The sequence below is a fragment of the Microbacterium esteraromaticum genome (genome assembly GCF_014084045.1).
Lineage (GTDB): Bacteria > Actinomycetota > Actinomycetes > Actinomycetales > Microbacteriaceae > Microbacterium > Microbacterium esteraromaticum_D.
In genome coordinates, this window is record NZ_CP043732.1 from 2,979,832 (window position 1) to 2,999,276 (window position 19,445).

The 19,445-nt window shown below is 68.0% G+C and carries 20 protein-coding genes; 10 read left to right on the plus strand and 10 right to left on the minus strand.

Going from position 1 to position 19,445, the window contains the following annotated elements:
* Positions 1-85: 85 nt before the first annotated feature.
* The 3 genes from FVO59_RS14350 to FVO59_RS14360 all read left to right on the plus strand — a co-directional run bounded on the left by FVO59_RS14350 (position 86) and on the right by FVO59_RS14360 (position 3,252).
* A complete protein-coding gene (locus FVO59_RS14350; RefSeq protein WP_182253234.1) occupies positions 86-502 on the plus strand; it encodes a hypothetical protein in 417 nt (138 codons plus the stop codon).
* Positions 503-649: 147 nt separating this feature from the next.
* The gene (locus FVO59_RS14355) at positions 650-2,911 is read left to right on the plus strand and encodes a phage tail tape measure protein (RefSeq protein WP_182253235.1); all 2,262 of its coding nucleotides are present in this window, start codon (positions 650-652) and stop codon (positions 2,909-2,911) included.
* Complete coding sequence (locus FVO59_RS14360) at positions 2,908-3,252, plus strand: hypothetical protein (RefSeq protein ID WP_182253236.1); 345 nt, start codon at positions 2,908-2,910, stop codon at positions 3,250-3,252. Before FVO59_RS14355 ends, FVO59_RS14360 begins: the two co-directional genes overlap by 4 nt.
* Positions 3,253-3,330: 78 nt before the next feature.
* Here the strand turns inward: FVO59_RS14360 and FVO59_RS16285 are convergent, their stop codons facing one another.
* The 5 genes from FVO59_RS16285 to FVO59_RS14385 all read right to left on the minus strand — a co-directional run bounded on the left by FVO59_RS16285 (position 3,331) and on the right by FVO59_RS14385 (position 7,572).
* Positions 3,331-3,822, minus strand: coding sequence for a hypothetical protein (locus FVO59_RS16285; RefSeq protein WP_220465682.1), 492 nt, complete (start codon positions 3,820-3,822; stop codon positions 3,331-3,333).
* 27 nt (positions 3,823-3,849) lie between these two features.
* Positions 3,850-4,878: a hypothetical protein gene (locus tag FVO59_RS14370; RefSeq protein ID WP_182253237.1), complete on the minus strand. Its 1,029-nt coding sequence runs from the start codon at positions 4,876-4,878 to the stop codon at positions 3,850-3,852.
* Positions 4,803-5,294, minus strand: a complete 492-nt coding sequence (locus tag FVO59_RS14375) for a DUF6932 family protein (protein WP_182253238.1) — start codon at positions 5,292-5,294, stop codon at positions 4,803-4,805. The genes FVO59_RS14370 and FVO59_RS14375 overlap by 76 nt, the downstream gene beginning before the upstream one ends.
* A 312-nt stretch (positions 5,295-5,606) precedes the next feature.
* On the minus strand, positions 5,607-6,110 hold the full coding sequence (locus FVO59_RS14380) for a hypothetical protein (RefSeq protein ID WP_182253239.1): 504 nt from the start codon (positions 6,108-6,110) through the stop codon (positions 5,607-5,609).
* Positions 6,111-6,450: 340 nt separating this feature from the next.
* Positions 6,451-7,572 (minus strand): hypothetical protein, encoded by a 1,122-nt coding sequence (locus tag FVO59_RS14385; RefSeq protein ID WP_182253240.1) that lies wholly within the window; start codon positions 7,570-7,572, stop codon positions 6,451-6,453.
* A 385-nt stretch (positions 7,573-7,957) separates the two neighbouring features.
* Between FVO59_RS14385 and FVO59_RS14390 the strand changes: the two genes are divergently transcribed.
* Positions 7,958-9,181 carry a zinc-dependent alcohol dehydrogenase gene (locus FVO59_RS14390; RefSeq protein ID WP_182253241.1) on the plus strand — a complete coding sequence of 408 codons (1,224 nt, stop codon included), beginning with the start codon at positions 7,958-7,960 and terminating at the stop codon, positions 9,179-9,181.
* A gap of 49 nt (positions 9,182-9,230) precedes the next feature.
* On the plus strand, positions 9,231-10,124 hold the full coding sequence (locus FVO59_RS14395) for a TIGR01777 family oxidoreductase (RefSeq protein WP_182253242.1): 894 nt from the start codon (positions 9,231-9,233) through the stop codon (positions 10,122-10,124).
* A gap of 85 nt (positions 10,125-10,209) precedes the next feature.
* On the opposite strand, the gene FVO59_RS14400 is transcribed toward FVO59_RS14395, so the two are convergent.
* From FVO59_RS14400 to zapE, 4 genes are all read right to left on the minus strand, one after another.
* Positions 10,210-10,596 carry an SPW repeat domain-containing protein gene (locus tag FVO59_RS14400; RefSeq protein ID WP_182253243.1) on the minus strand — a complete coding sequence of 129 codons (387 nt, stop codon included), beginning with the start codon at positions 10,594-10,596 and terminating at the stop codon, positions 10,210-10,212.
* Between the two features lie 79 nt (positions 10,597-10,675).
* Positions 10,676-11,092 (minus strand): type II toxin-antitoxin system PemK/MazF family toxin, encoded by a 417-nt coding sequence (locus FVO59_RS14405; protein ID WP_182253244.1) that lies wholly within the window; start codon positions 11,090-11,092, stop codon positions 10,676-10,678.
* Positions 11,093-11,274: 182 nt separating this feature from the next.
* The gene (locus FVO59_RS14410) at positions 11,275-12,534 is read right to left on the minus strand and encodes an ammonium transporter (RefSeq protein WP_182253245.1); all 1,260 of its coding nucleotides are present in this window, start codon (positions 12,532-12,534) and stop codon (positions 11,275-11,277) included.
* Positions 12,535-12,648: 114 nt separating this feature from the next.
* A complete protein-coding gene (zapE, locus tag FVO59_RS14415) occupies positions 12,649-13,695 on the minus strand; it encodes a cell division protein ZapE (RefSeq protein WP_182253246.1) in 1,047 nt (348 codons plus the stop codon).
* 127 nt (positions 13,696-13,822) lie between these two features.
* Here zapE and FVO59_RS14420 point away from each other — a divergent pair, with 127 nt between their 5' ends.
* Positions 13,823-14,719 (plus strand): sulfurtransferase, encoded by an 897-nt coding sequence (locus FVO59_RS14420; RefSeq protein ID WP_182253247.1) that lies wholly within the window; start codon positions 13,823-13,825, stop codon positions 14,717-14,719.
* A 37-nt stretch (positions 14,720-14,756) separates the two neighbouring features.
* Positions 14,757-15,188, plus strand: a complete 432-nt coding sequence (locus FVO59_RS14425; protein WP_182253248.1) for a SufE family protein — start codon at positions 14,757-14,759, stop codon at positions 15,186-15,188.
* 30 nt (positions 15,189-15,218) lie between these two features.
* Here the strand turns inward: FVO59_RS14425 and FVO59_RS14430 are convergent, their stop codons facing one another.
* Entirely contained in the window at positions 15,219-16,367 is a 1,149-nt protein-coding gene (locus tag FVO59_RS14430) for an alpha/beta hydrolase family protein (protein WP_182253249.1), read from the minus strand.
* Positions 16,368-16,392: 25 nt separating this feature from the next.
* On the opposite strand from FVO59_RS14430, the gene FVO59_RS14435 reads away from it, so the two are divergent.
* The 3 genes from FVO59_RS14435 to FVO59_RS14445 all read left to right on the plus strand — a co-directional run bounded on the left by FVO59_RS14435 (position 16,393) and on the right by FVO59_RS14445 (position 19,443).
* Positions 16,393-16,974: a DUF3000 family protein gene (locus tag FVO59_RS14435; protein ID WP_182253250.1), complete on the plus strand. Its 582-nt coding sequence runs from the start codon at positions 16,393-16,395 to the stop codon at positions 16,972-16,974.
* Positions 16,967-18,163 carry an HRDC domain-containing protein gene (locus FVO59_RS14440; RefSeq protein ID WP_182253251.1) on the plus strand — a complete coding sequence of 399 codons (1,197 nt, stop codon included), beginning with the start codon at positions 16,967-16,969 and terminating at the stop codon, positions 18,161-18,163. The genes FVO59_RS14435 and FVO59_RS14440 overlap by 8 nt, the downstream gene beginning before the upstream one ends.
* Before the next feature lie 74 nt (positions 18,164-18,237).
* Positions 18,238-19,443, plus strand: a complete 1,206-nt coding sequence (locus FVO59_RS14445) for a thiolase family protein (protein WP_182253252.1) — start codon at positions 18,238-18,240, stop codon at positions 19,441-19,443.
* Positions 19,444-19,445 lie beyond the last annotated feature (2 nt).

Here is a 19,445-nt window from a genome sequence, read left to right on the forward strand (position 1 = left end):
CAGTGGCACACCTTCCACGCTCTCGTGCGATGCTCGTCCAACCTGACGATGTCCGCTAGCGTCAGGGATCACGAAAGGAGGTGCCGTGTTCGAACTCATCGTCGCTGGCGTGATTAGCGGAGTGGTCGTGCTCATCATCGCGGGCATCTGGAAACGCCGCGGTGCCCCTCGTCAATGGGTACAGGAGCAGCACGAGATCGCCACCACGATCGAGCGGAAAGATGCTCGTCAGGAACTGACGGTGCTTCGAGAGCAAGTCCTCGAAGTCGCTCGTGCTCGCAATGTCGTGATCCCTACGTCGTCCAAGGGCATCAACCCAACCATCGTGACTCGCTCGGATGGGTCAGTGTGGTGCTACTTCAATGACCACGCAAGGTATGTGCAAGCCATGCGGGCAGGGCAGGTTCCGCCCACGCGCTCGTCGCGCGGCACGCCCCCCGAACCAGTCTCGCGGTGGACGAGAGAAGCACTAGAGCAGTGGCTCGCGGAGAACACTGACTAGGGCCGAACAGTGCGCCGCGCCGCCCTGAATCCAGACGTCGCGGCGAATGAGCGCTAGCGTGTCACTCACTGGCAAACACGCTGGGCCGGAGATCAAAACGCGGGCGCGAACGTCGTACCTGCGCACGATCTCCGGAGGTTCGCCCGCATGGCACTCGATCTGGGCGAACTCGTCGCCTTTCTCGATCTCGATACGTCGAAGTTCGACAAGGCGACTGACCGGATGCCGAGCACGCTTAGCGGCAAGACGGCGGCTTTTGGTGCTGCCGGTCTGGTGCTCGGCGGCGTCGTCGCTGCTGCGATGTCGCAGGGGCTGAGCGACGCACTGTCGTTCGAGGATTCGCTCGCGACGATCTCGGGTAGCCTCGCGCTCACAGAGGCCGAGAGCGCGCGCGTGGGCGCTGCTGCCGGGCGCGTCTATGCGCAGAACTACGGCGAGTCCGTCGAGCAGGTTCAGAGCGCCGTAGGCGGTGTTATCACCCAGATCGAGGGCATGGGCGCCGCATCCGATGCCACGGTCGACAAGATGACGGCGAAGGTACTGACCTACGCCGACGCGTTCGGCTTCGAGACGTCCGAAGCAATCGCGATGGTGCAGCAACTCATGTCGAGCGGACTCGCTGGCAGCGCCGACGAGGCGATGGACTTGATGACCGCGAGCATGCAGCGCGTTCCTGAAGCGCTGCGCGGCGACATGGCCGACGCCGTCTCGGAGTACGGGCCGCTGCTCGCGCAGATGGGCTTCACCGGCAATCAGGCGTTCGCACTGCTCGCGTCCGGCGCTGACCAAGGGTCGATTGGCATCGACAAGACCGGCGACTCGCTGAAGGAACTCGGCATCCGCGTCTCTGATCTCGGCGACAGCGGTGCACAGGACGCGCTCGCAGCGATCGGCCTCAGCGGTGAGGACATGGCGAACCGCATGGCAGCCGGGGGCGAGTCGGCGAAGACGGCACTCGACGAGATCGTGGCCGGGCTTCAGGGGATCACCGACCCGGCTGCGCAGTCGCAGGCCGCGCTCGCGCTGTTCGGCACACCGCTCGAAGACCTCGGAGTCGCGCAGATTCCGGGCTTCCTCGGCTCGCTTCAGGGACTCGGCGGCGGCATGGAAGACGTCGCCGGTTCGGCTGACGCGATGGGCGAGAAGATGGGGTCGAGCACCGCGTCGCAGATGGAGGCGATGAATCGCCAGGTGCAGATCATGATGTCCGACCTGATGTCGGGTCTACTGCCGGTGCTCAATGCCGTCTTCGGGTTCCTCGCTGAGAATCCGATGGTGCTTCAGGCCGTCGCGCTCGCGATCGGCGTGCTCGCGCTCGCATTCATCGGCCTGTCTGTCGCGACGTGGGCGGCTAACGCGGCGTTCCTCGCGTCGCCTATCACGTGGATCATCCTGGCGATCGTCGCGCTCGTCGCCGCGATCATCTGGCTCGTCATGAACTGGGATCAGGTAGTCGCCTGGATCACCGAAGTGTGGTCGGGATTCATCACGTGGATCGGCGAAGTGATCGACGGTTTCATCGCATGGTGGAACGGCGTCTGGGAGGGCTTCGCGTCGTGGATCGGTCAGGTGTGGGAGGGGTTCGTCGCCTGGATCGTCGGCGTGTGGTCGGGGTTCGTCGGCTGGCTGATGGGCATCGTGAACGGCATCGTCGGCTGGTGGAACGGCCTGTGGGCCGGGATCGGCGCATTCTTCACGAGCGTCTGGAACGGCATCGTCTCGTGGGCGACGTCGTTCATCGCCGGATTCATCGCCGGGTGGCAGGGCATCTGGAACGGGCTGCTCGGATTCTTCAGCGGCTTGTGGTCGAACATCACGAACGGCATCACGAACGCCTGGAACGGCGCGATGTCGTTCCTGGGGTCGATCCCCGGTCGGATCATGGATTTCTTCGGCGGCATCGGCTCGTGGCTGCTGAACGCCGGTAAGGACTTGATTCAGGGGTTCATCGACGGCATCGGCTCGATGATCGGCGCGGTCGGCGACGCGATTGGCGGCGTGATGGATTTCGTCGGCGGATTCTTCCCGCACTCGCCCGCGAAGCGCGGTCAGTTCTCGGGGTCGGGCTGGCGTGCGGTGCTGAACGCTGGCGAAGCGATCTCGGCGCAGTTCGCTCGCGGTCTGCACGGCAGCGACCCGTTCGACGGCTTCGGCGAGGGTCTGCTCGCGGGCGTCGTCCGGGTGCAGCCGAACTTCGATCAGCGGATGGGCGAACTCGCCGACAGCCCGGCGCTCACCGCTGCGATCAACGCGAAGGCCGCATCGTTCAGCGACGACTCGACACAGCAGGTCGGCGCACCGATCACCGTCATCTACAACGCCGCAGAGAACCGCTCGCTGAGTTCGGAGGAAGACCTCTTCGCAGCGCTCGGCTCGGCTCGCGTCACCATCGGCAAGGGCAACCTGTGAACGTGCACCCGGGCGACCGAGTCGCCGTCGACGAGAACGCGCCGCCGCTCACGGATGGCCAAGAATGGGTCATCCCGTATGGGCGACCGAACGACCGGATGATCGTGCGCACCATCCCCGACGACGCGCCGCCGCTGATCCGCGAAGCGCTGGCGCGTCGTCGAGTGCAAGTCGTCGACGGCGGGTGCCCGTGCGGCGAGCGGATCGAGTGGCCGGATGCGGCGCCCGGTCGCGGCGAGTTCGTGACCATCGTCGCGAACCACCGCCACGACTGCCCTGCCGGTGACGCCGTGTTCCTGCCAGCGATGATCGCGTGGGTTCAGGAGCGCGAGAACCGCTGAGTCACTGCACTATCGGTGTGTCAGCAGCCAAGGAAACCGCAGATCAGAGCGGGCGGTCGCATCTCATGGGATGAAGCGCTAGCGCGTGGGGATGAACAGGCCGCACGCTTCAGCCAACTGGTCGGGCCAGAAGACCGGCTGAAGCGGCGAGGGCTTCCAGCCGGTCGCCTCCTGGATGAATCCGCCCTTGTCGGCTCGGTTCTCGTTCCACAACTTGTCTTCGACGGGCAGTCGCGTCCACTGGATCGGCTCGCCGGTCGCCACGTCGATCGGCGTCGTGTACGTGTCGAGGAACGTTTCGGGATCGTAGTCGCTGAGGTTGATTGCGTGCGGTGCCGGTTCGAAGACTTCACCGCCGACGAACCAGGAAATGCGCACTGCGCCCTCGCCCCAGCGCTCTTCGGCTCGCTCGTCGACCGGGTAACGCTTGCGCCAGATGCGCCACAGTTCGCGTGCTGACGTGTCGTCGCTGTAGTAGTCGTCACTCACCGGGTCGCCATTGGCCTCCCAGTACAGCGTCAGATCACCCGTGCGCTCGACGTCGTGACGTCGCAAGTTCCAGGAGTACATCGCGGCTCGCTCTCGGCTCGGTTGCGGTCAGATCAGCGTGGGAGCATCGGGCAGCGGCTCGATCGAGCGCAGCGTGTAGACCTGTCGGCGGCGCGGGTTCGCTCCCTTGCCGACGATCGCCACGACGTCGAACTCAGCACGCACTCGCTGGTTCGCCGCGTCATGCTGTACAACCTGCTCCATGAGTTCAGGAGTCGGCACCGCTGCTTCGATCGGGCCAGCGCCGTCAGGGGCGAACCAGAGCGCACCGATAGACCGCCGCTGCCCGTCGATCGCACCTGAGAGCGTCGTCGTCGTGCTGCTCTCCTGATGCTCATCGAGCACCCGCAGCAGCGCTTTCGCGCCGTGCGGGCCAACGTGCACCGGCTGGAAGCCGTGCTGCGACCGCAACTCACCCTGGACGTCCCAGTCTTGGGCGTCGATCGCTTTCGCGGCGCGCTTCAGCCCAGCGTGGGCCTTCTGCGGCAGACGGGCAGCCAGACCAGACAATACGTCGTCGTTCAAGTCGTCGCTGTCGGCCTCAGAACGCGCGAGCAGCACGGCGACCATGTCGAGCGACTTTGAGTCGACAGACGGCGTGCGCGTGTTCTGGGCGGTGCGACCCGCAGCCTCTTCGGGCGTCGCTGCGCGCAACACAACACGGACAGAACCGGGGGCCGGGGCGAGGATGCGAAGAGTCGATGCGCGCCGCTGACGGTCGAGCAGGTGCTTCGCGACCTCTTTCGTTGCGTCGGCGACACCGCGCACAAACGCAGCGAAGGACTCGGCGTTCGCCTCGTGGCCGTGCACCGTCTCGCCGTCGAGATGCAGGTCGAGTTCGGACTGCGCACGGTTCGTGAGTTCGAAGAGGACGTGCCTCAGCGCGTTGTTCTCCGCTGCGAGTGCTTCGAGCGACTGACGCTGAAGACGACTCGCGAAGTCGTCGCCCTCGGCGGCGTGCCAGGCGTCGCGGAACTCGTCGAGAGCCTGTTCTGTCAGCGTCATGGCTTCACCTCCAAGAAGCCCTTGCGGGTGCCCGTTACCTTGTCGCGGTTCTGGTCGAGCACCGTAGACCAATGCTCGCGCCAGTAGAGCGTGTTGTCCACGTTGCCGCGAAGGCAGATGAACGCGTCGACCAGACCCGACATCGGCTGCTGGCGGGGTGGCCCGTTCTTGGTGAACATCGGGTCGAGCCGCTGCTGCTGTTCTTCGGTGAGGTTGTTGAGATCATCCGGCCTGAGCATGACCGTAACATCGACGTCGGACGGAGCAGCCCACGGCTTGTGCGTGACGAAGCCGCCGTCGACCCAGAACCGGGCATCAGGGATGACGCTGGTGATGATCCCGTGCCAGAGGCGGAACGCGTCGAAGACGACGCGGCGGCGGTCGCTGAACGGCGCAGCGACGACGAAGCGCTCTTCGATCTCGTCGAGCGTCGCCGCGTGCAGGCCTTGTGGCAGGTACCAAGCCCCGTCTTCGAAGGCCGGGATCACGTGTCGTTCCCCATGCGCGTGAGTATATCCATCCCGTTCCTCGCTTCGTTGTTCGCATTACGGGAGCATTCGTCGAGCCGCGCTCGTCGAGATGCCCCGCCCGCGCTAACGCCGAGCACCGGCACCGGCACGGACGAGCGCGCGCTCGGGAACTGGATACCGCGTATGCGATTCTTCCTATGGCTTGACAGACCTGCTACCGGCGCCCGCGCCTGACGGTTCCTACAGGCGCATCCCCGCGCCTCGCTCGCGGCGGCGGCGTCTCGACGAGCAGCGCGAGCGCGCGGCGTCGGTGGTGCTCGACGTCGACCGTCACGCCTCGCTCGGCGCGGGCGTCTGAAGCATCTGCCCTGTCGACGACGCGAGGAACGCCGCGCCGCGATCGGGCGCGTCGAGATCGAAACTGAGCGGCGAGCGTCGACTCGTGCCGTCGCCAAGATCGACAGCGCCCCGGAAGCGCCGTCGACTGTGCCCTCGCGTAAACGCTTCGACCTCCGTAAGCATGTACTCACGCGACGCGCTCGATCCCGGTTCCAAGCGCTGGGGCAACGCCGGATCACCTTTCATCACCCACGACCGATTCTTCTCTTCGGACGGTTCACCGACCTCGACGAAGAATCGCTCGATGTCGACAGCGGCTCGCCCGGTATTGCGCGCCGTGATCTTGACGAACACGATCGAGTAAAGGACTTGGCTCGGCGGTATTGATGTCGCAGGCCAGCCGCGCTCGCTACGCCGACCCACCCAGGACATGCCGCGTCCCGGGTTCTGCACGACGACGTCTATCTCGACGACGACGCGGTGACCGGATCGCACCCACGCGATGATGTTCCAGATCAGCGCGCTTAGACCGACCAGAGCGGCGAAGATCGAGATGCAGAGCGCGACGAGCGCGAGGGGATCGACGGTCGGGTCACCGGTTGGTTCAGGTGGGGGGTCACGTCGCCGAGACTACCGCGCGACGGCTCATCGGCAGCGTCGCGCGAGTGGCAACGGTAGGTCAAGCAACGTCAGATCGTTGTGCATTCCGTTGTGCACACTGCCCACCATCGACCGGTACGGGGCACTACGGGATGCGATGTTCGAGCGCTGGGACGGCTACAGATCAGCACGTCCCAGCACTCGACACCACGCGGCAACATGCCGCGATCGTCATTCACACGGAAGAGGTCGTCGGTTCGAGTCCGGCATCGCCCACACAGAGAAGCCCCGTCAGCGCGCTGACGGGGCTTCGTCGTCTGCATCGGCGCATCGAGCCCGGTTCGCAGCCGTAGCACACCCGACCGCGAACCGCGCCCCCGTTCACACGGCGGCGCGCAGCGTTCAGGCTGGCCGCATGCTCCACCGCATCGCAGACGACGCTCCCCTTCTCTTCGTGCACGGCTACGACCTCGGCGCGCGCATCTGGTCGCGGGTTCGCGACAACGCGCGCGCCGCACCCATGCGACTGCTCGGCCATCGGGCTATGTTCGTGCGCGGCGCGGAGGGCGTGCACGTCTTCTATGACGAGAGCCGCATCGCCCGCAGCGGGGCGATGCCACGTTTCGTGCAGGAGACGCTGTTCGGGCATGGCTCGGTCCACAGCCTCGATGGCGCCGACCATCGTCACCGCAAGGCAGCCTTCGTGGACGTCGCGTATGAGGGCGAGCAGGCCAGGCGCCTGCATCACGAACTGGAACGCGAGTGGAGGCGTGAACTCGACGAATGGATCGCCGGAGGCGACCGCACCGCATACGACGCGGCGGTCGGCGCGCTCGGACGCGCCGGAATGGCATGGGCGGGCCTTCCGGGGTCGGACGACGCCCGTACGAGGTGGTCGACGAGGCTCGCGCAGATCGTCGACGGCTTCGGTCGCCCCCTCTCCCCTGCCTTCGCTCTGACGGTCTTCAACCGCCTCTGGTCGGATCGGCGTGGTGCACGACTGATCCGCGACGTGCGCGCGGGTCTGCTGAGCCCACCCGAGGGCACTGCACTGCACACGTGGGCCTGGCATCGCGCACCCGACGGGCGCCTGCTCCCTGACCGCCTGGCCGGCATCGAGCTGCAGAACAGCATCCGTCCGCTGATCGCGGTCGCACGCTTCGTCGCCTTCGCCGCCAAGCGTCTGCACGAGAACCCGGAGTGGCGCATGCGCATCCATGCCGAGACCGCACGCAGCGGTCAGCTCGTCGGCGGGTCGCTCGCCGTGGCGTTCGCACAGGAGGTTCGCCGGACGGCTCTGTTCGTGCCGATGCTGCCGGGGCGCGCGATCACCGACATCCACTTCGACGGTCAGCATGTGCCTGCCGGGGCCGGGTCGTCATCGACATCCTCGGCACCGATCTCGACGAGTCTTCGTGGGATGACGCCGCTGAGTTCCGCCCCGAGCGGTTCGTCCACCGGCCCGACTTCGAGGCGATCCCCGCCTTCATCCCGCATGGCGGCGCGGACGTCGAGACGGGGCACCGCTGCCCGGGAGAGAAGCTCGCGATCGCCGGACTCTCCGCCGCGATCGCCGCCCTCAGCGACCCGCGGGTGCGGATCTCGGCGCACGGTCTCGATGTCGATCGTCGCCGTCTGCCGACCATGCCGTCCTCCGGAGGGTGCGTACACGCGACCGCCGCCGAACGACGGGAACGACCCGCGACAGCGGGCACGCATGAATACGAGCAGAGGAGCGATCGATGAAGGCCCTGACCTGGCACGGCAAGCGCGACGTCCGCATCGAACAGGTTCCCGATCCGCGCATCCTCGAAGCGACCGACGCGATCATCCGCGTGACGTCCACCGCCATCTGCGGCTCGGATCTGCACCTCTACGAGCTGCTCGGCCCCTTCCTCGACCGCGGCGACATCCTCGGCCACGAGAGCATGGGCGAGGTCGTCGAGGTCGGCTCGGCGATCCGCAGCCTCGCGCCAGGCGACCGCGTCGTCATCCCCTTCAACATCGCCTGCGGCACCTGCTGGTTCTGCCTGCGGGGGCTTCAATCGCAGTGCGAGACCACTCAGGTGCGCGAGCACGGCAGCGGTGCGTCTCTGTTCGGCTATACCAAGCTGTACGGCCAGGTGCCAGGCGGGCAGGCCGAGTATCTGCGCGTTCCGCTGGCCGACTACAACCACGTGAAGGTCGGGCCCACGCTGCCCGATGAGAGGTATCTGTTCCTCAGCGACATCCTGCCCACCGCCTGGCAGGGCGTCGAGTACGCGCAGGTACCCGCTGACGGCACCGTCGCGGTGCTGGGGCTCGGTCCGGTCGGGCAGTTCGCGGCCCGCATCGCGCGCACGCGAGGGCACCGGGTGCTCGCCGTCGACCCGGTTCCCGAGCGGCGGGCCATGGCTGAGCGTCACGGCATCGAGGTTTTCGATCTCGATGCGGACGCGGTCCCCCACCTGCGCGATCTCACGGCCGGCCGCGGTCCGGATTCCGTGATCGATGCCGTCGGACTCGAAGCGCACGGCAGCCCCGCGATCTCGCTGATGCATCAGGCTGTCGGTCTGCTGCCCGATGCCCTGTCCCGCCCGGTTCTCGAGCACGCGGGCGTCGATCGCCTCGCCGCGCTGCATGCGGCGATCGAGCTGGTGCGCCGCGGCGGCACCGTCTCGGTGAGCGGCGTCTACGCCGGAGACGCCGACATCCTGCCGATGAAGACCCTGTTCGACAAGCAGATCACCATGCGCATGGGCCAGTGCAACGTCAGGCGCTGGACGGACGAGCTGATGCCTCTCGTCGAGGACGAGGCCGACCCTCTCGGCGTGCTGGATCTGGTCACTCATCGCGCCGCACTCGACGAAGCCCCTGACCTGTACAGGCTGTTCCAGCAGAAGGAGGACGGCTGCATCAAGGTCGTGCTGAACCCAGACGCACCGCGCTCGGAGCATGCCGCTCGCGAGGTGAGCGGCGCCCTATGATCGGGGTCATCGGCCGCCGGTCGTCGCGGATCGTGGAAGGACGGCGCGCATGAACGACTCACGCATCGTGATCTCGGGAGCCAGCGGCCTGATCGGCGGCGCCCTCACCCGATCGCTGCGCTCCGACGGGGTGCGCGTCGTGCACCTCGTGCGTCGTCCCCCACGTCACGGCGATGAGGTCGAGTGGCTGACGGGCGGCCGCCTCGATCCCGAAGCCCTCGCCGGAGCCGCTGCCGTGGTCAACCTCAACGGGGCGAGCATCGGGCGACTGCCATGGGGGTCGCGGTATCGGACGACTCTGCGGGAATCGCGACTGCGCCCGACGGAGCAGCTCGCCGACGCCCTGCTCGAGCTCAGGTCCGAGGCCCCTGCGCTGCTGTCGGCATCGGCCGTCGGATACTACGGCGACCAGCCCGGTGTGCACCTCGACGAGGCCGCGAGGCCGGGCGACACCTTCCTCGCCCAGGTGTGCGTGCAGTGGGAGCGCGAGGCGCAGCGCGCCGCCGGCGTGACGCGCGTCGCGCTGCTGCGCACCGCTCCGATCCTGCACCCGGATGCGGTGCTGAAGCCCATGATCGCGCTGACGCGCGTCGGGCTGGGCGGCCCGCTCGGCTCAGGTCGGCAGGTCTGGCCGTGGATCTCGCTGGACGACGAGGTTCGCGCGATCAGGCACGTCATCGACTCCGAGCTGCATGGCCCGGTGAATCTCGCGGGCCCGCACCGAGCGACGGCCGGCGGGATCGGGCGCGCCCTGGCATCCCGCCTGCACCGGCCCTACCTCATCCCCGCGCCGGCCTGGGCGCTGAGGCTGGCACTCGGCCGCCCAGCGGCCGACTCGCTGCTTCTTCCCGATGCCGACGTGTCCCCCGATGCTCTCACCCGCAGTGGATTCGAGTTCCGCCACCCCACCGCACCGGATGCCATCGCCGCCGCGATCGGGTGAGCGATGGGCCGCACCGCCCGCAGGGCGCCGCAGCAGAGGGACGGCCGATGAGACGGCCATCACTCTGCTGAGGCACGGTCGATCGTCAGGCGCGCGCGGCCGCAGGCACTGCCCGGGCGGGCTGCGGCTCGGAGAAGATCACCACGATGATCACCGTGATTCCGACGACGACGTGAGGAACCCACGCGTTCGGCGCTGCCGAGATGAATCCGAACAGCCATGGGGACAGAGCCAGGAACAGGCTCGCCACCACGTCGAAGGCGAGATGCACGGGCATCGGGATGAGCTTGATCGGACCCCATTCGTAGCTCGTGAGCAGGCTGTAGACGATGAGGCCGATGCCCAGCACGATGGGGATCACGACGGCGGGACCGCCCATCGCAGCGAATCCGAACAGCCAGGGTGCGGCGATGAGCGCGATTCCGACCAGATAGTCGAGCACGCCGTGGACTTTGGTGGGGATGAAGCGCATGATTCCTCCTTGATCGGTCGAATCGCGGAAGGCGACTCACCGGGGATTCGTCACCCCGGACCGATCGGATTGGATGCGTTCAGGAGCGCGCCCACCCGTAGCGCTCGATGAGCGCCTGCGCCACGCGGCCGTATCGGGCGGCATCGAGCACGGCCGCCTCGCGGCGCATGCCGTCGTGGTGCACGCTGTACAGCTGTTCGATGTCGACCCACGACTCGCGTCCCCGAGAATCCCAGTCGCCCGAGCCGATCGCGATGAAGTCGCGGTCACGGTCATGGGCCTTGCTTGTCATCCGCACGGCGTAGACGCGATCGGCGGCGTGCCGGCCGATGACGAGCACGGGGCGGTCCTTGCCTCGCCCGTCGTTCTCCTCGTACGGAACCCAGGTCCAGATGATCTCGCCCGAGTCGGGCAGACCGTTGCGGGAGGGCGAGTAGCCGACGCGCACATCCCGGACGCGTTCGGGGTCGGCTCGTACGGTCTCGGACCCGGGCATCCGCCCCGCAGAGGGTTCGGCATCGCGAGTCGAACGGACGTCGCGCTCGCGCCCATCGCTCCGACCCTCCGGCCGCAGCGTGGCACGCGGGCGGGGACGGGCCTGCTGCCCGTCCCCGCTGCGTCCCGACAGGACCCTGCCGAGAATGTCTACGACGACCGAGATGATCTTCCTGCTCGAGCTCACCCGCCCACAGTAGCGGGCTGCACCGGCTCGAGCGCGTAGCCCTCCTCGCCGTGCACGGCCAGGTCGACTCCTGCGATCTCGTCCTCGCCGGTGACGCGGAATCCGATCGTCTTCTCGATCGAGAACCCGATCACATACGCGACGACGAACGAGTAGATCAGCACTCCTCCTGATGCGATCACCTGAACCACGAGCAGACGCCAGTCACCGCCGGTGAAGAGTCCCTGTCCGGTGGCGAAGAAGCCCAGGTAGACCGTGCCGATCAGGCCGCCGACGAGGTGCAGACCGACGACGTCGAGCGAGTCGTCGAAGCCGAGGCGGAACTTCAGGTCGACCGCGAGTGCGCAGGCGGCCCCCGAGATCGCGCCCAGCAGCAGCGCCCAGCCGGGTGTCAGGGCGGCGCACGCCGGAGTGATCGCGACGAGTCCTGCGACGAGCCCCGACACGGCGCCGACGGAGGTCGGCTTTCCGACGCGCAGCTTCTCGACGAGCACCCAGCCCAGGATGCCGGCAGCCGCGGCTCCCAGGGTGTTGATGGCGATCAGGCCGACACCGCCCATGTCCTCCGAGAGCCACTCGGCGCCGGCATTGAATCCGAACCACCCGAACCAGAGAAGCGCAGCTCCCAGCAGCGTCAGCGGCACGTTGTGCGGCTTGTTCAGCTCGCGCCCGAAGCCGATGCGCTTGCCGAGCACGATCGCCAGGGCGAGTGCGGCCGCGCCCGCGTTGATGTGCACCGCGGTGCCTCCCGCGTAGTCGATCACGGCGATCCCGCTGTCCTCGCCGAACAGCGTCGTGCCGAGATGCATGATCCATCCGCCACCCCACACCCAAGCGGCGATCGGGAAGTACCCGAGCGTGCCGAACACGCCGACGAAGATCAGCCACGGCCCGAAGCGGGCGCGATCGGCGATCGCCCCCGAGATCAGTGCGACCGTGATGATCGCGAACGTCGCGCCGTACGCCACTCCGAGAAGCGCGACGTTGGCGTCAGGCCCTGCCGCGGCTGCGGCGAGTCCGAGGTCGGCGAACGGGTTGCCGGCGAACTGGGTCGGCGACGAGACGGAGCTCATCGAGAATCCGAACAGCACCCACAGCACCGCGATCAGACCGATCGCCCCGAAGCTCATCATCATCATGCTGATCACGCTCTTCGCCCGCACCAGACCGCCGTAGAAGAACGCCACCCCCGGCGTCATCAGCAGCACGAGCGCGGTCGCGGTGATCACCCACGAGACGTTGCCTGTGGCATCCATATCGAAACCTCCTCCGTGTGAACGAACGAGGTCAGTCTGCGCCGGTCATGTTTCCGCCGAACGCGCGCGATGTTGCGGGCACGTTACGCGCGGCCCGCTGATGTGACGATCGTGTTACTCGATGGCCGAATGCGTCAGCGCATTCAGACGCGAGATCGCCCGAAGGTACTTCTTGCGGTATCCGCCCGCGAGCATCTCGTCGGCGAAGACCTGGTCGAGCGACACCCCGGTCGCGACGATCGGCAGCTGCGCGTCGTAGACGCGGTCGACGAACGCGACGAACCGCAGCGCCTCGGACTGGTCCGTCAGAGTGCGCACGTCTCGCAGGCCGACCAGCGAGAGCCCGTCGATCAGGCGGATGTACCGAGAAGGATGCACCTGGGCGAGGTGATGGATGAGCGCGGCGAACTCGTCGTCGGAGGCGGCACCCGATGCGGCGGCCCTCTCGGTCGCCTGTGCGTAGCTCGCCTCGTCGGAGACGACTGCGCTGCCGTCGATCGCGCGCTGGCGGTAGTCGACGCCGTCGATGCGCAGCGTCTCGAAGCTCTCTGACATGGCGTGGATCTCGCGCAGGAAGTCCTGCGCGGCGAAGCGGCCCTCGCCCAGTGCGTTCGGCGGCGTGTTCGATGTCGCCGCAAGTTTGGTGCCGGACGCGACGAGCTCGCCCAGCAGCCGCGTCATCACCATCGTGTCGCCTGGATCGTCGAGCTCGAACTCATCGATGCAGAGCAGGTCGGCGCCGCGCAGCAGGTCGACAGTGTTCTTGTACCCGAGCGCGCCGACGAGAGCGGTGTACTCGATGAACGAGCCGAAGTACTTCCGCCGCGCCGGAAGGGCGTGGTAGACGGATGCCAGCAGGTGGGTCTTGCCGACGCCGAAGCCGCCGTCGAGGTAGACGCCGGGCTTCATGGGCGTCTCCTTCGGCGCGCGGCGGAAGAACCCGCCCTTCTTCGCCGGGGCGGACGAACCGCCGCCTGCGAAGCGCTGCAGGAGCTGCTTGGTCGCCTCCTGCGAGGGATAGCGGTCGTCGGAGCGGTAGCTCTCGAAGGTCGCGTCGTCGAACTGCGGTGGCGGGACGAGGCTGGCCAGCATCTCGGTTCCGGTCACGACGGGCGTGCGCTCGGTGAGGTGCACGACGCCCGTGCTGATCTGCTGGGTCATCACGTTCCTGAAGTCATAGTCTTACGATCCTGATGCGGGTGCGCGCCAGGGGATCTATCGTCATAAGGGACGGCTCAACTTTACGCCGTCGCCCTGCCCACCCGAGCCTGACCCCTGAGGAGCAACCGTGGCCGTCGATCACGACACGTCATCCGCCAAGTTCGCCGAGTACGCCGCACCCGGCCGTCTCGTGACCACCGAGTGGCTGGCCGCCAACCTCGGCACCCCCGGCCTCGTGGTCGTCGAGTCCGATGAGGACGTGCTGCTGTACGAGACCGGGCACATCCCCGGTGCGGTGAAGGTCGACTGGCACACCGAGCTCAACGACCCGGTGGTGCGCGATTACGTCGACGGAAAGGGCTTCTCCGAGCTGCTCAGCCGCAAGGGCATCTCCCGCGACGACACCGTCGTCATCTACGGCGACAAGAACAACTGGTGGGCCGCATACGCCCTCTGGGTCTTCTCGCTGTTCGGTCACGAGGATGTGCGCCTGCTCGACGGCGGTCGCGACCGCTGGATCGCCGAAGGACGCGAGATCACCACCGACAAGACCGAACGGCCCGCGACGGAGTATCCGGTGATCGAGCGCGACGACTCGGTGCTGCGCGCGTACAAGGACGACGTGCTCGCCTTCATCGGCAAGGGGCCGCTCATCGACGTGCGCTCTCCCGAGGAGTACAACGGCGAGCGGACCACCGCACCGGCGTACCCCGAAGAGGGTAGCCTGCGCGCCGGACACATCCCGACGGCGCAGAGCGTCCCGTGGGGCAAGGCGGTCGCCGAGGACGGCGGCTTCAAGACCAGGGCCGAGCTCGAGGCGATCTACCGCGACGGCGCCGGCATCAAGGACGGCGACGATGTGATCGCCTACTGCCGTATCGGTGAGCGCTCGAGCCACACCTGGTTCGTGCTGCAGCACCTGCTCGGCTTCGAGAACGTTCGCAACTACGACGGCTCGTGGACCGAGTGGGGCAGCGCGGTGCGCGTGCCGATCGTCAGCGGAAGCGAGCCGGGCTCGCTCTGAGCGTCCCGGCCCGCCACGGGATGGGATGATGGCAGGGATGACTGACACGCACGTCCCCGCCGCCCTCGCCGAGTTCCGCGACGAGTTCCTCGAGCTTCCCGAGTCCGACAGACTCGAGCTGCTGCTCGAGTTCGCGAACGAGCTCCCACCCGTCTCGGACGAGGTGGCGAGCCACCCCGAGATGTGCGAGCGCGTCGCGGAGTGCCAGTCCCCCGTGTACATCTACGTCGAGGTCGCCGACGGCGTCGTCACCATGCACGCGACGGCGCCGCCGGAGGCCCCCACCACCCGCGGCTTCGCCAGCATCCTCGTCCAGGGCCTCACCGGCCTGACACCGGACGAGGTGCTCGCGGTCCCCAGCGACTACCCGCAGAGCATCGGCCTGACGCGCCTCGTCTCGCCGCTGCGGATCGGCGGAATGACCGGGATGCTGATGCGCGCCAAGCGGCAGGTCGAAGCCAAGCGCTGACGCTGTGCCGTCAGACCAGTCGCTGTGCCGTCAGACCAGTCGCTGTGCCGACATCCATTCGGTGATCGCCGCGGACCAGCCGTCCTGGTCGTAGTTCCAGATCTTCGTGTGTCTCGCAACCCGGAACTCCGGCATGGTCACCAGATCGGGGCGCGCCTCCGCCAGCGCGTGCGACGCGTCGGCGGGAACGAACCCGTCGTCGTCGCTGTGCAGGATGAGGATCGGCGCGCTGAGCTCCGAGGCCCGGGCGACCATGTCGAGCCGATCGAAGGGGATCGCCTCCTCGGCGCCGCTGAGACGTGCGAGGAAGGTGTTCTCCAGCGCTCCCATCGCAAGACCGGGCAGCGGCTCGCGCAAGCCCGACTCGCGTGCCTGGAAGCGCAGCACAGTGCGCCAGTCGACCACGGGCGATTCGAGCACGAGGCCGGCGATGGCATCCCGGTGCCCAGAGGAGACCGCGGTCTGCAGCGCGATCGCGCCACCCATCGACCACCCCATCAGCACCACGCGCGTCGCTCCGTGACGGAGGGCGTGACCGATTGCGGCGTCCACGTCGCGCCACTCCGACGTGCCGAGGGCGTAGCTGCCGCCACGCGAACGCGGCGCCTCGCCGTCGTTGCGGTACGAGACCACGAGGGTGGGCAGCCCGAGGGCGTGCATCACCGGCACCGCGCGCAGGCACTCCGAGCGGGTCGTGCCGCGACCGTGCACCTGGATCACCCAGGTCGACGAATCCGCGGGGAAGAGCCATGCAGGGCATGGCCCGGCCGGCGAGCCGATCAGCACGCTCTCCCAGGGCAGGTGCAGCTCGCTCGGCGTCACGTGGTACCAGCCGCTGAATGCGGCGTCCCGATCGACGCGGGCGCCCGGCTCGATCTGCGTGAGCAGCTTGCGCCGGACGCTGGTGGCGTCGGCGCTGAGCACCGCACCGAGCTTCACGTATCCATAGGTGCCCGTGGTGAACAGCCCGTACCGGCCCGGCAGTTCGGTGTCGGGCGTTCGGGCGAGCTCGATCGTCTGGGCGCCCGTGTCGACGGCGAGGATCTTCGTGTCGTTTCGGCGCACGGAGGGCGTGACGACGCGACGCGCCGTCGCGAGGACGGCAGCTGCGCCGGCTGCGACGCCCGCGGCGACGACAGCAGGGACGGCGAAGGCTACGGCGTGCCTGAGACTCTTCATCGCCTCCCGACTCTAGCCTGTCCACGTGAGCGCACACCCGGATGCCGCAGCGCTGTTCGACGCAGCGGCGGCAGAGCTTCGTGAGACGGCGTTCCGCGCCGACATCGTCGTGCGGGAGATCCCGTCTCCAGCCGGCCTCGCGCCCTTCGCTCTGGCCCTCGCGGCCGACGTCCGACCGGACGATCACGGCGACTCGGTGTACGGCACGGGACGCTTCGTGCTGCTGCACGATCCAGACGAGCCGGATGCCTGGGGCGGAGCGTGGCGCATCGTCGCGTTCGCCCAGGCCCCTCTCGAGCCCGAGATCGGCACCGACCCTCTGCTCGCGGACGTCGCCTGGTCGTGGCTGGTCGACGCACTGGATTCGCGGAATGCGGGCTATCACTCCCCCTCAGGAACCTCCACGAAGATGCTCTCGAAGGGCTTCGGAGGGCTTGCCGCCGAAGGCGACGGGGCGCAGATCGAGCTGCGGGCGTCGTGGACACCGGATGCCCCGCTGCGCCCGCATGTGGAAGCATGGGCGGAGTTGGTCGGGATGCTCGCAGGGCTCCCGCCCGGTTCAGAGGATGTCGCCGTGTTCGGCGCGAGAAAGGGCGGACGTGGCTGAGTACTCCGTGATCGAAGACCATGCGGAGTTCGAGATGGCGGCGACGACGCTCGCGCAGGGCACCGGTCCGGTGGCCGTCGACGTGGAGCGTGCATCCGGCTTCCGCTACTCCCAGCGCGCGTACCTGGTGCAGGTGTATCGCCGCGGCGCTGGCGTGTTCCTCTTCGATCCGCCGGCGATCGGCGATTTCAGCGAGCTGCAGGCCGCCATCGGCGATGAGGAGTGGGTGTTCCACGCCGCCAGCCAGGACCTGCCCTCGCTGCGCGAACTCGAACTGGTCCCCTCGCGCATCTTCGACACCGAGCTCGCCTCACGCCTGCTGGGCAGCGACGGGTTCGGTCTCGCGGCCGTCGTCGAGCACACACTCGGCATCTCGCTCGCCAAGGCCCACTCGGCGGCCGACTGGTCGACCCGCCCGCTTCCCGCCCCCTGGCTGGAGTACGCCGCACTCGACGTGCTGCATCTGATCGACGTGCGCGATGCGCTCGTGGCGGAACTCGCCGCGGCGGGCAAAGCGGAGATCGCCGCGCAGGAGTTCGACGCGACGCTGCATCGCCTGCCGAAGCCGGCGCGCGAGGAGCCCTGGCGGCGGCTCAGCGGCCTGCACAAGGTGCGAGGCGCCCGTCAGCTCGCCGTCGCGCGCGAGCTGTGGACGGCGCGCGAGGAGTACGCCGAGCAGGTCGACGTCTCCCCCGGCCGCCTGGTGCCCGATCGCTCGCTGCTCGCTGCTCTGCTCGCCGCCCCGCGCTCGAAGCAGGAGCTCGCCGCGCTCAAGGAGTTCAACGGCCGCGCGAGCAGGACGCAGCTCGACCGCTGGTGGGCGGCCATCGAACGCGGCCGCACCACGGAGGAGCTGCCGCGGGAGCGGGTGCCGAGCGACGCGCTGCCACCGCCGCGCGCGTGGGCCGACCGCAATCCCGAGGCCGACCTCCGTCTCAAGGCGGCGCGCCCGGTGGTGGAGGCGCTCGCCGAAGAGCTGCACATGCCGACCGAGAACCTGCTCACGCCCGAGCACCTGCGCCGCCTCGCCTGGCAGCCACCAGCTGAGCTCTCAGCGGAGTCTGTTGGCATCGCGCTCGCCGAGCTCGGCGCCCGCCCGTGGCAGGTTGCGTATACCGCACAGAAGATCGTCGATGCTTTTGTAGAGGGGCCTCAAACGGTCGACGAGGGGTTCCCCACGGCTTCGTAGATTCGATCCAACCGATTCCTGGCGGATAATCCGCGCTCCTAGGCTGGACGAGAACCCCAACCTATGGAGGCAGAGTGGCCGAGATCTCGGACGTCTACTTCGTCGATGGAGTGCGCACCCCGTTCGGGCGCGCCGGCGAAAAGGGCATGTACTGGAACACACGCGCTGATGACCTCGCCGTGAAGGCGACCATCGGCCTGATGGAGCGCAACGCCGGCGTGCCGGCCGACCGCATCGACGACGTCGCCATCGCCGCGACCTCGCAGACCGGGGATCAGGGACTCACCCTCGGCCGGTCGGTCGCCATCCTGGCAGGGCTTCCGCAGACCGTTCCCGGCCTCGCAGTGGAGCGCATGTGCGCCGGCGCCATGACCAGCGTCACCACGATGGCCGCGTCCATCGGCGTCGGCATGTACGACTTCGCCCTCGCCGGCGGCGTCGAGCACATGGGCCACCACCCCATCGGCGGCAACGCCGATCCGAACCCGCGCTTCGTCGCCGAGAAGATGGTCGACCCGGGCGCGCTCAACATGGGCGTCACCGCAGAGCGCATCTTCGACCGCTTCCCGCACCTGACCAAGGAGCGCTCCGACCGCTTCGGCATGCTGAGCCAGCACAAGGTGCAGGCCGCGTACGACGCCGGCAAGATCCAGCCCGACCTCGTGTCGGTCGCGATCAAGGGCGCCGATGGCGCGTGGGGGCTCGCGACGGAGGACGAGGGTCGCCGCCCGCAGACCACGATGGAGGACCTCGCAGCGCTGAAGACGCCGTTCCGTCCGCACGGTCGCGTCACCGCCGGCACATCGTCTCCGCTCACCGACGGCGCGACGATGTCGCTGCTCGCCGGCGGCGGCGCGGTGAAGGAGTTCGGCCTCACCCCCAAGATGAGGATGGTCTCGTTCGCCTTCGCCGGTGTGCAGCCCGAGATCATGGGCATCGGTCCGATCCCGTCGACAGAGAAGGCGCTGAAGAAGGCAGGCCTCGACATCTCCGACATCGGTCTGTTCGAGCTGAACGAGGCCTTCGCCATCCAGGTGATCTCGCTGCTCGACCACTTCGGCATCGCCGACGACGACCCGCGCGTCAACCAGTGGGGAGGCGCCATCGCACTCGGTCACCCGCTCGCGGCATCCGGCGTCCGTCTGATGATCCAGCTCGCCGCGCAGTTCGCTGAGCGCCCCGACGTGCGCTACGGCCTGACCGCCATGTGCGTGGGGCTCGGCCAGGGCGGATCGGTCATCTGGGAGAACCCGTTCTACGACGGCAAGAAGAGGAAGTGACC

What these genes read in the sequence shown, in the direction of transcription:
- FVO59_RS14355 (WP_182253235.1), top strand. Translation starts at nt 650, where the DNA reads ATGGCACTCGATCTGGGCGAACTCGTCGCCTTTCTCGATCTCGATACG.
- FVO59_RS16285 (WP_220465682.1), bottom strand. Translation starts at nt 3,822, where the DNA reads ATGTACTCCTGGAACTTGCGACGTCACGACGTCGAGCGCACGGGTGAT.
- FVO59_RS14385 (WP_182253240.1), bottom strand. Translation starts at nt 7,572, where the DNA reads ATGCTGACCGTCGAAGTGGATGTCGGTGATCGCGCGCCCCGGCAGCAT.
- FVO59_RS14390 (WP_182253241.1), top strand. Translation starts at nt 7,958, where the DNA reads ATGAAGGCCCTGACCTGGCACGGCAAGCGCGACGTCCGCATCGAACAG.
- FVO59_RS14395 (WP_182253242.1), top strand. Translation starts at nt 9,231, where the DNA reads ATGAACGACTCACGCATCGTGATCTCGGGAGCCAGCGGCCTGATCGGC.
- FVO59_RS14400 (WP_182253243.1), bottom strand. Translation starts at nt 10,596, where the DNA reads ATGCGCTTCATCCCCACCAAAGTCCACGGCGTGCTCGACTATCTGGTC.
- FVO59_RS14405 (WP_182253244.1), bottom strand. Translation starts at nt 11,092, where the DNA reads ATGCCCGGGTCCGAGACCGTACGAGCCGACCCCGAACGCGTCCGGGAT.
- FVO59_RS14410 (WP_182253245.1), bottom strand. Translation starts at nt 12,534, where the DNA reads ATGGATGCCACAGGCAACGTCTCGTGGGTGATCACCGCGACCGCGCTC.
- zapE (WP_182253246.1), bottom strand. Translation starts at nt 13,695, where the DNA reads ATGACCCAGCAGATCAGCACGGGCGTCGTGCACCTCACCGAGCGCACG.
- FVO59_RS14425 (WP_182253248.1), top strand. Translation starts at nt 14,757, where the DNA reads ATGACTGACACGCACGTCCCCGCCGCCCTCGCCGAGTTCCGCGACGAG.
- FVO59_RS14430 (WP_182253249.1), bottom strand. Translation starts at nt 16,367, where the DNA reads ATGAAGAGTCTCAGGCACGCCGTAGCCTTCGCCGTCCCTGCTGTCGTC.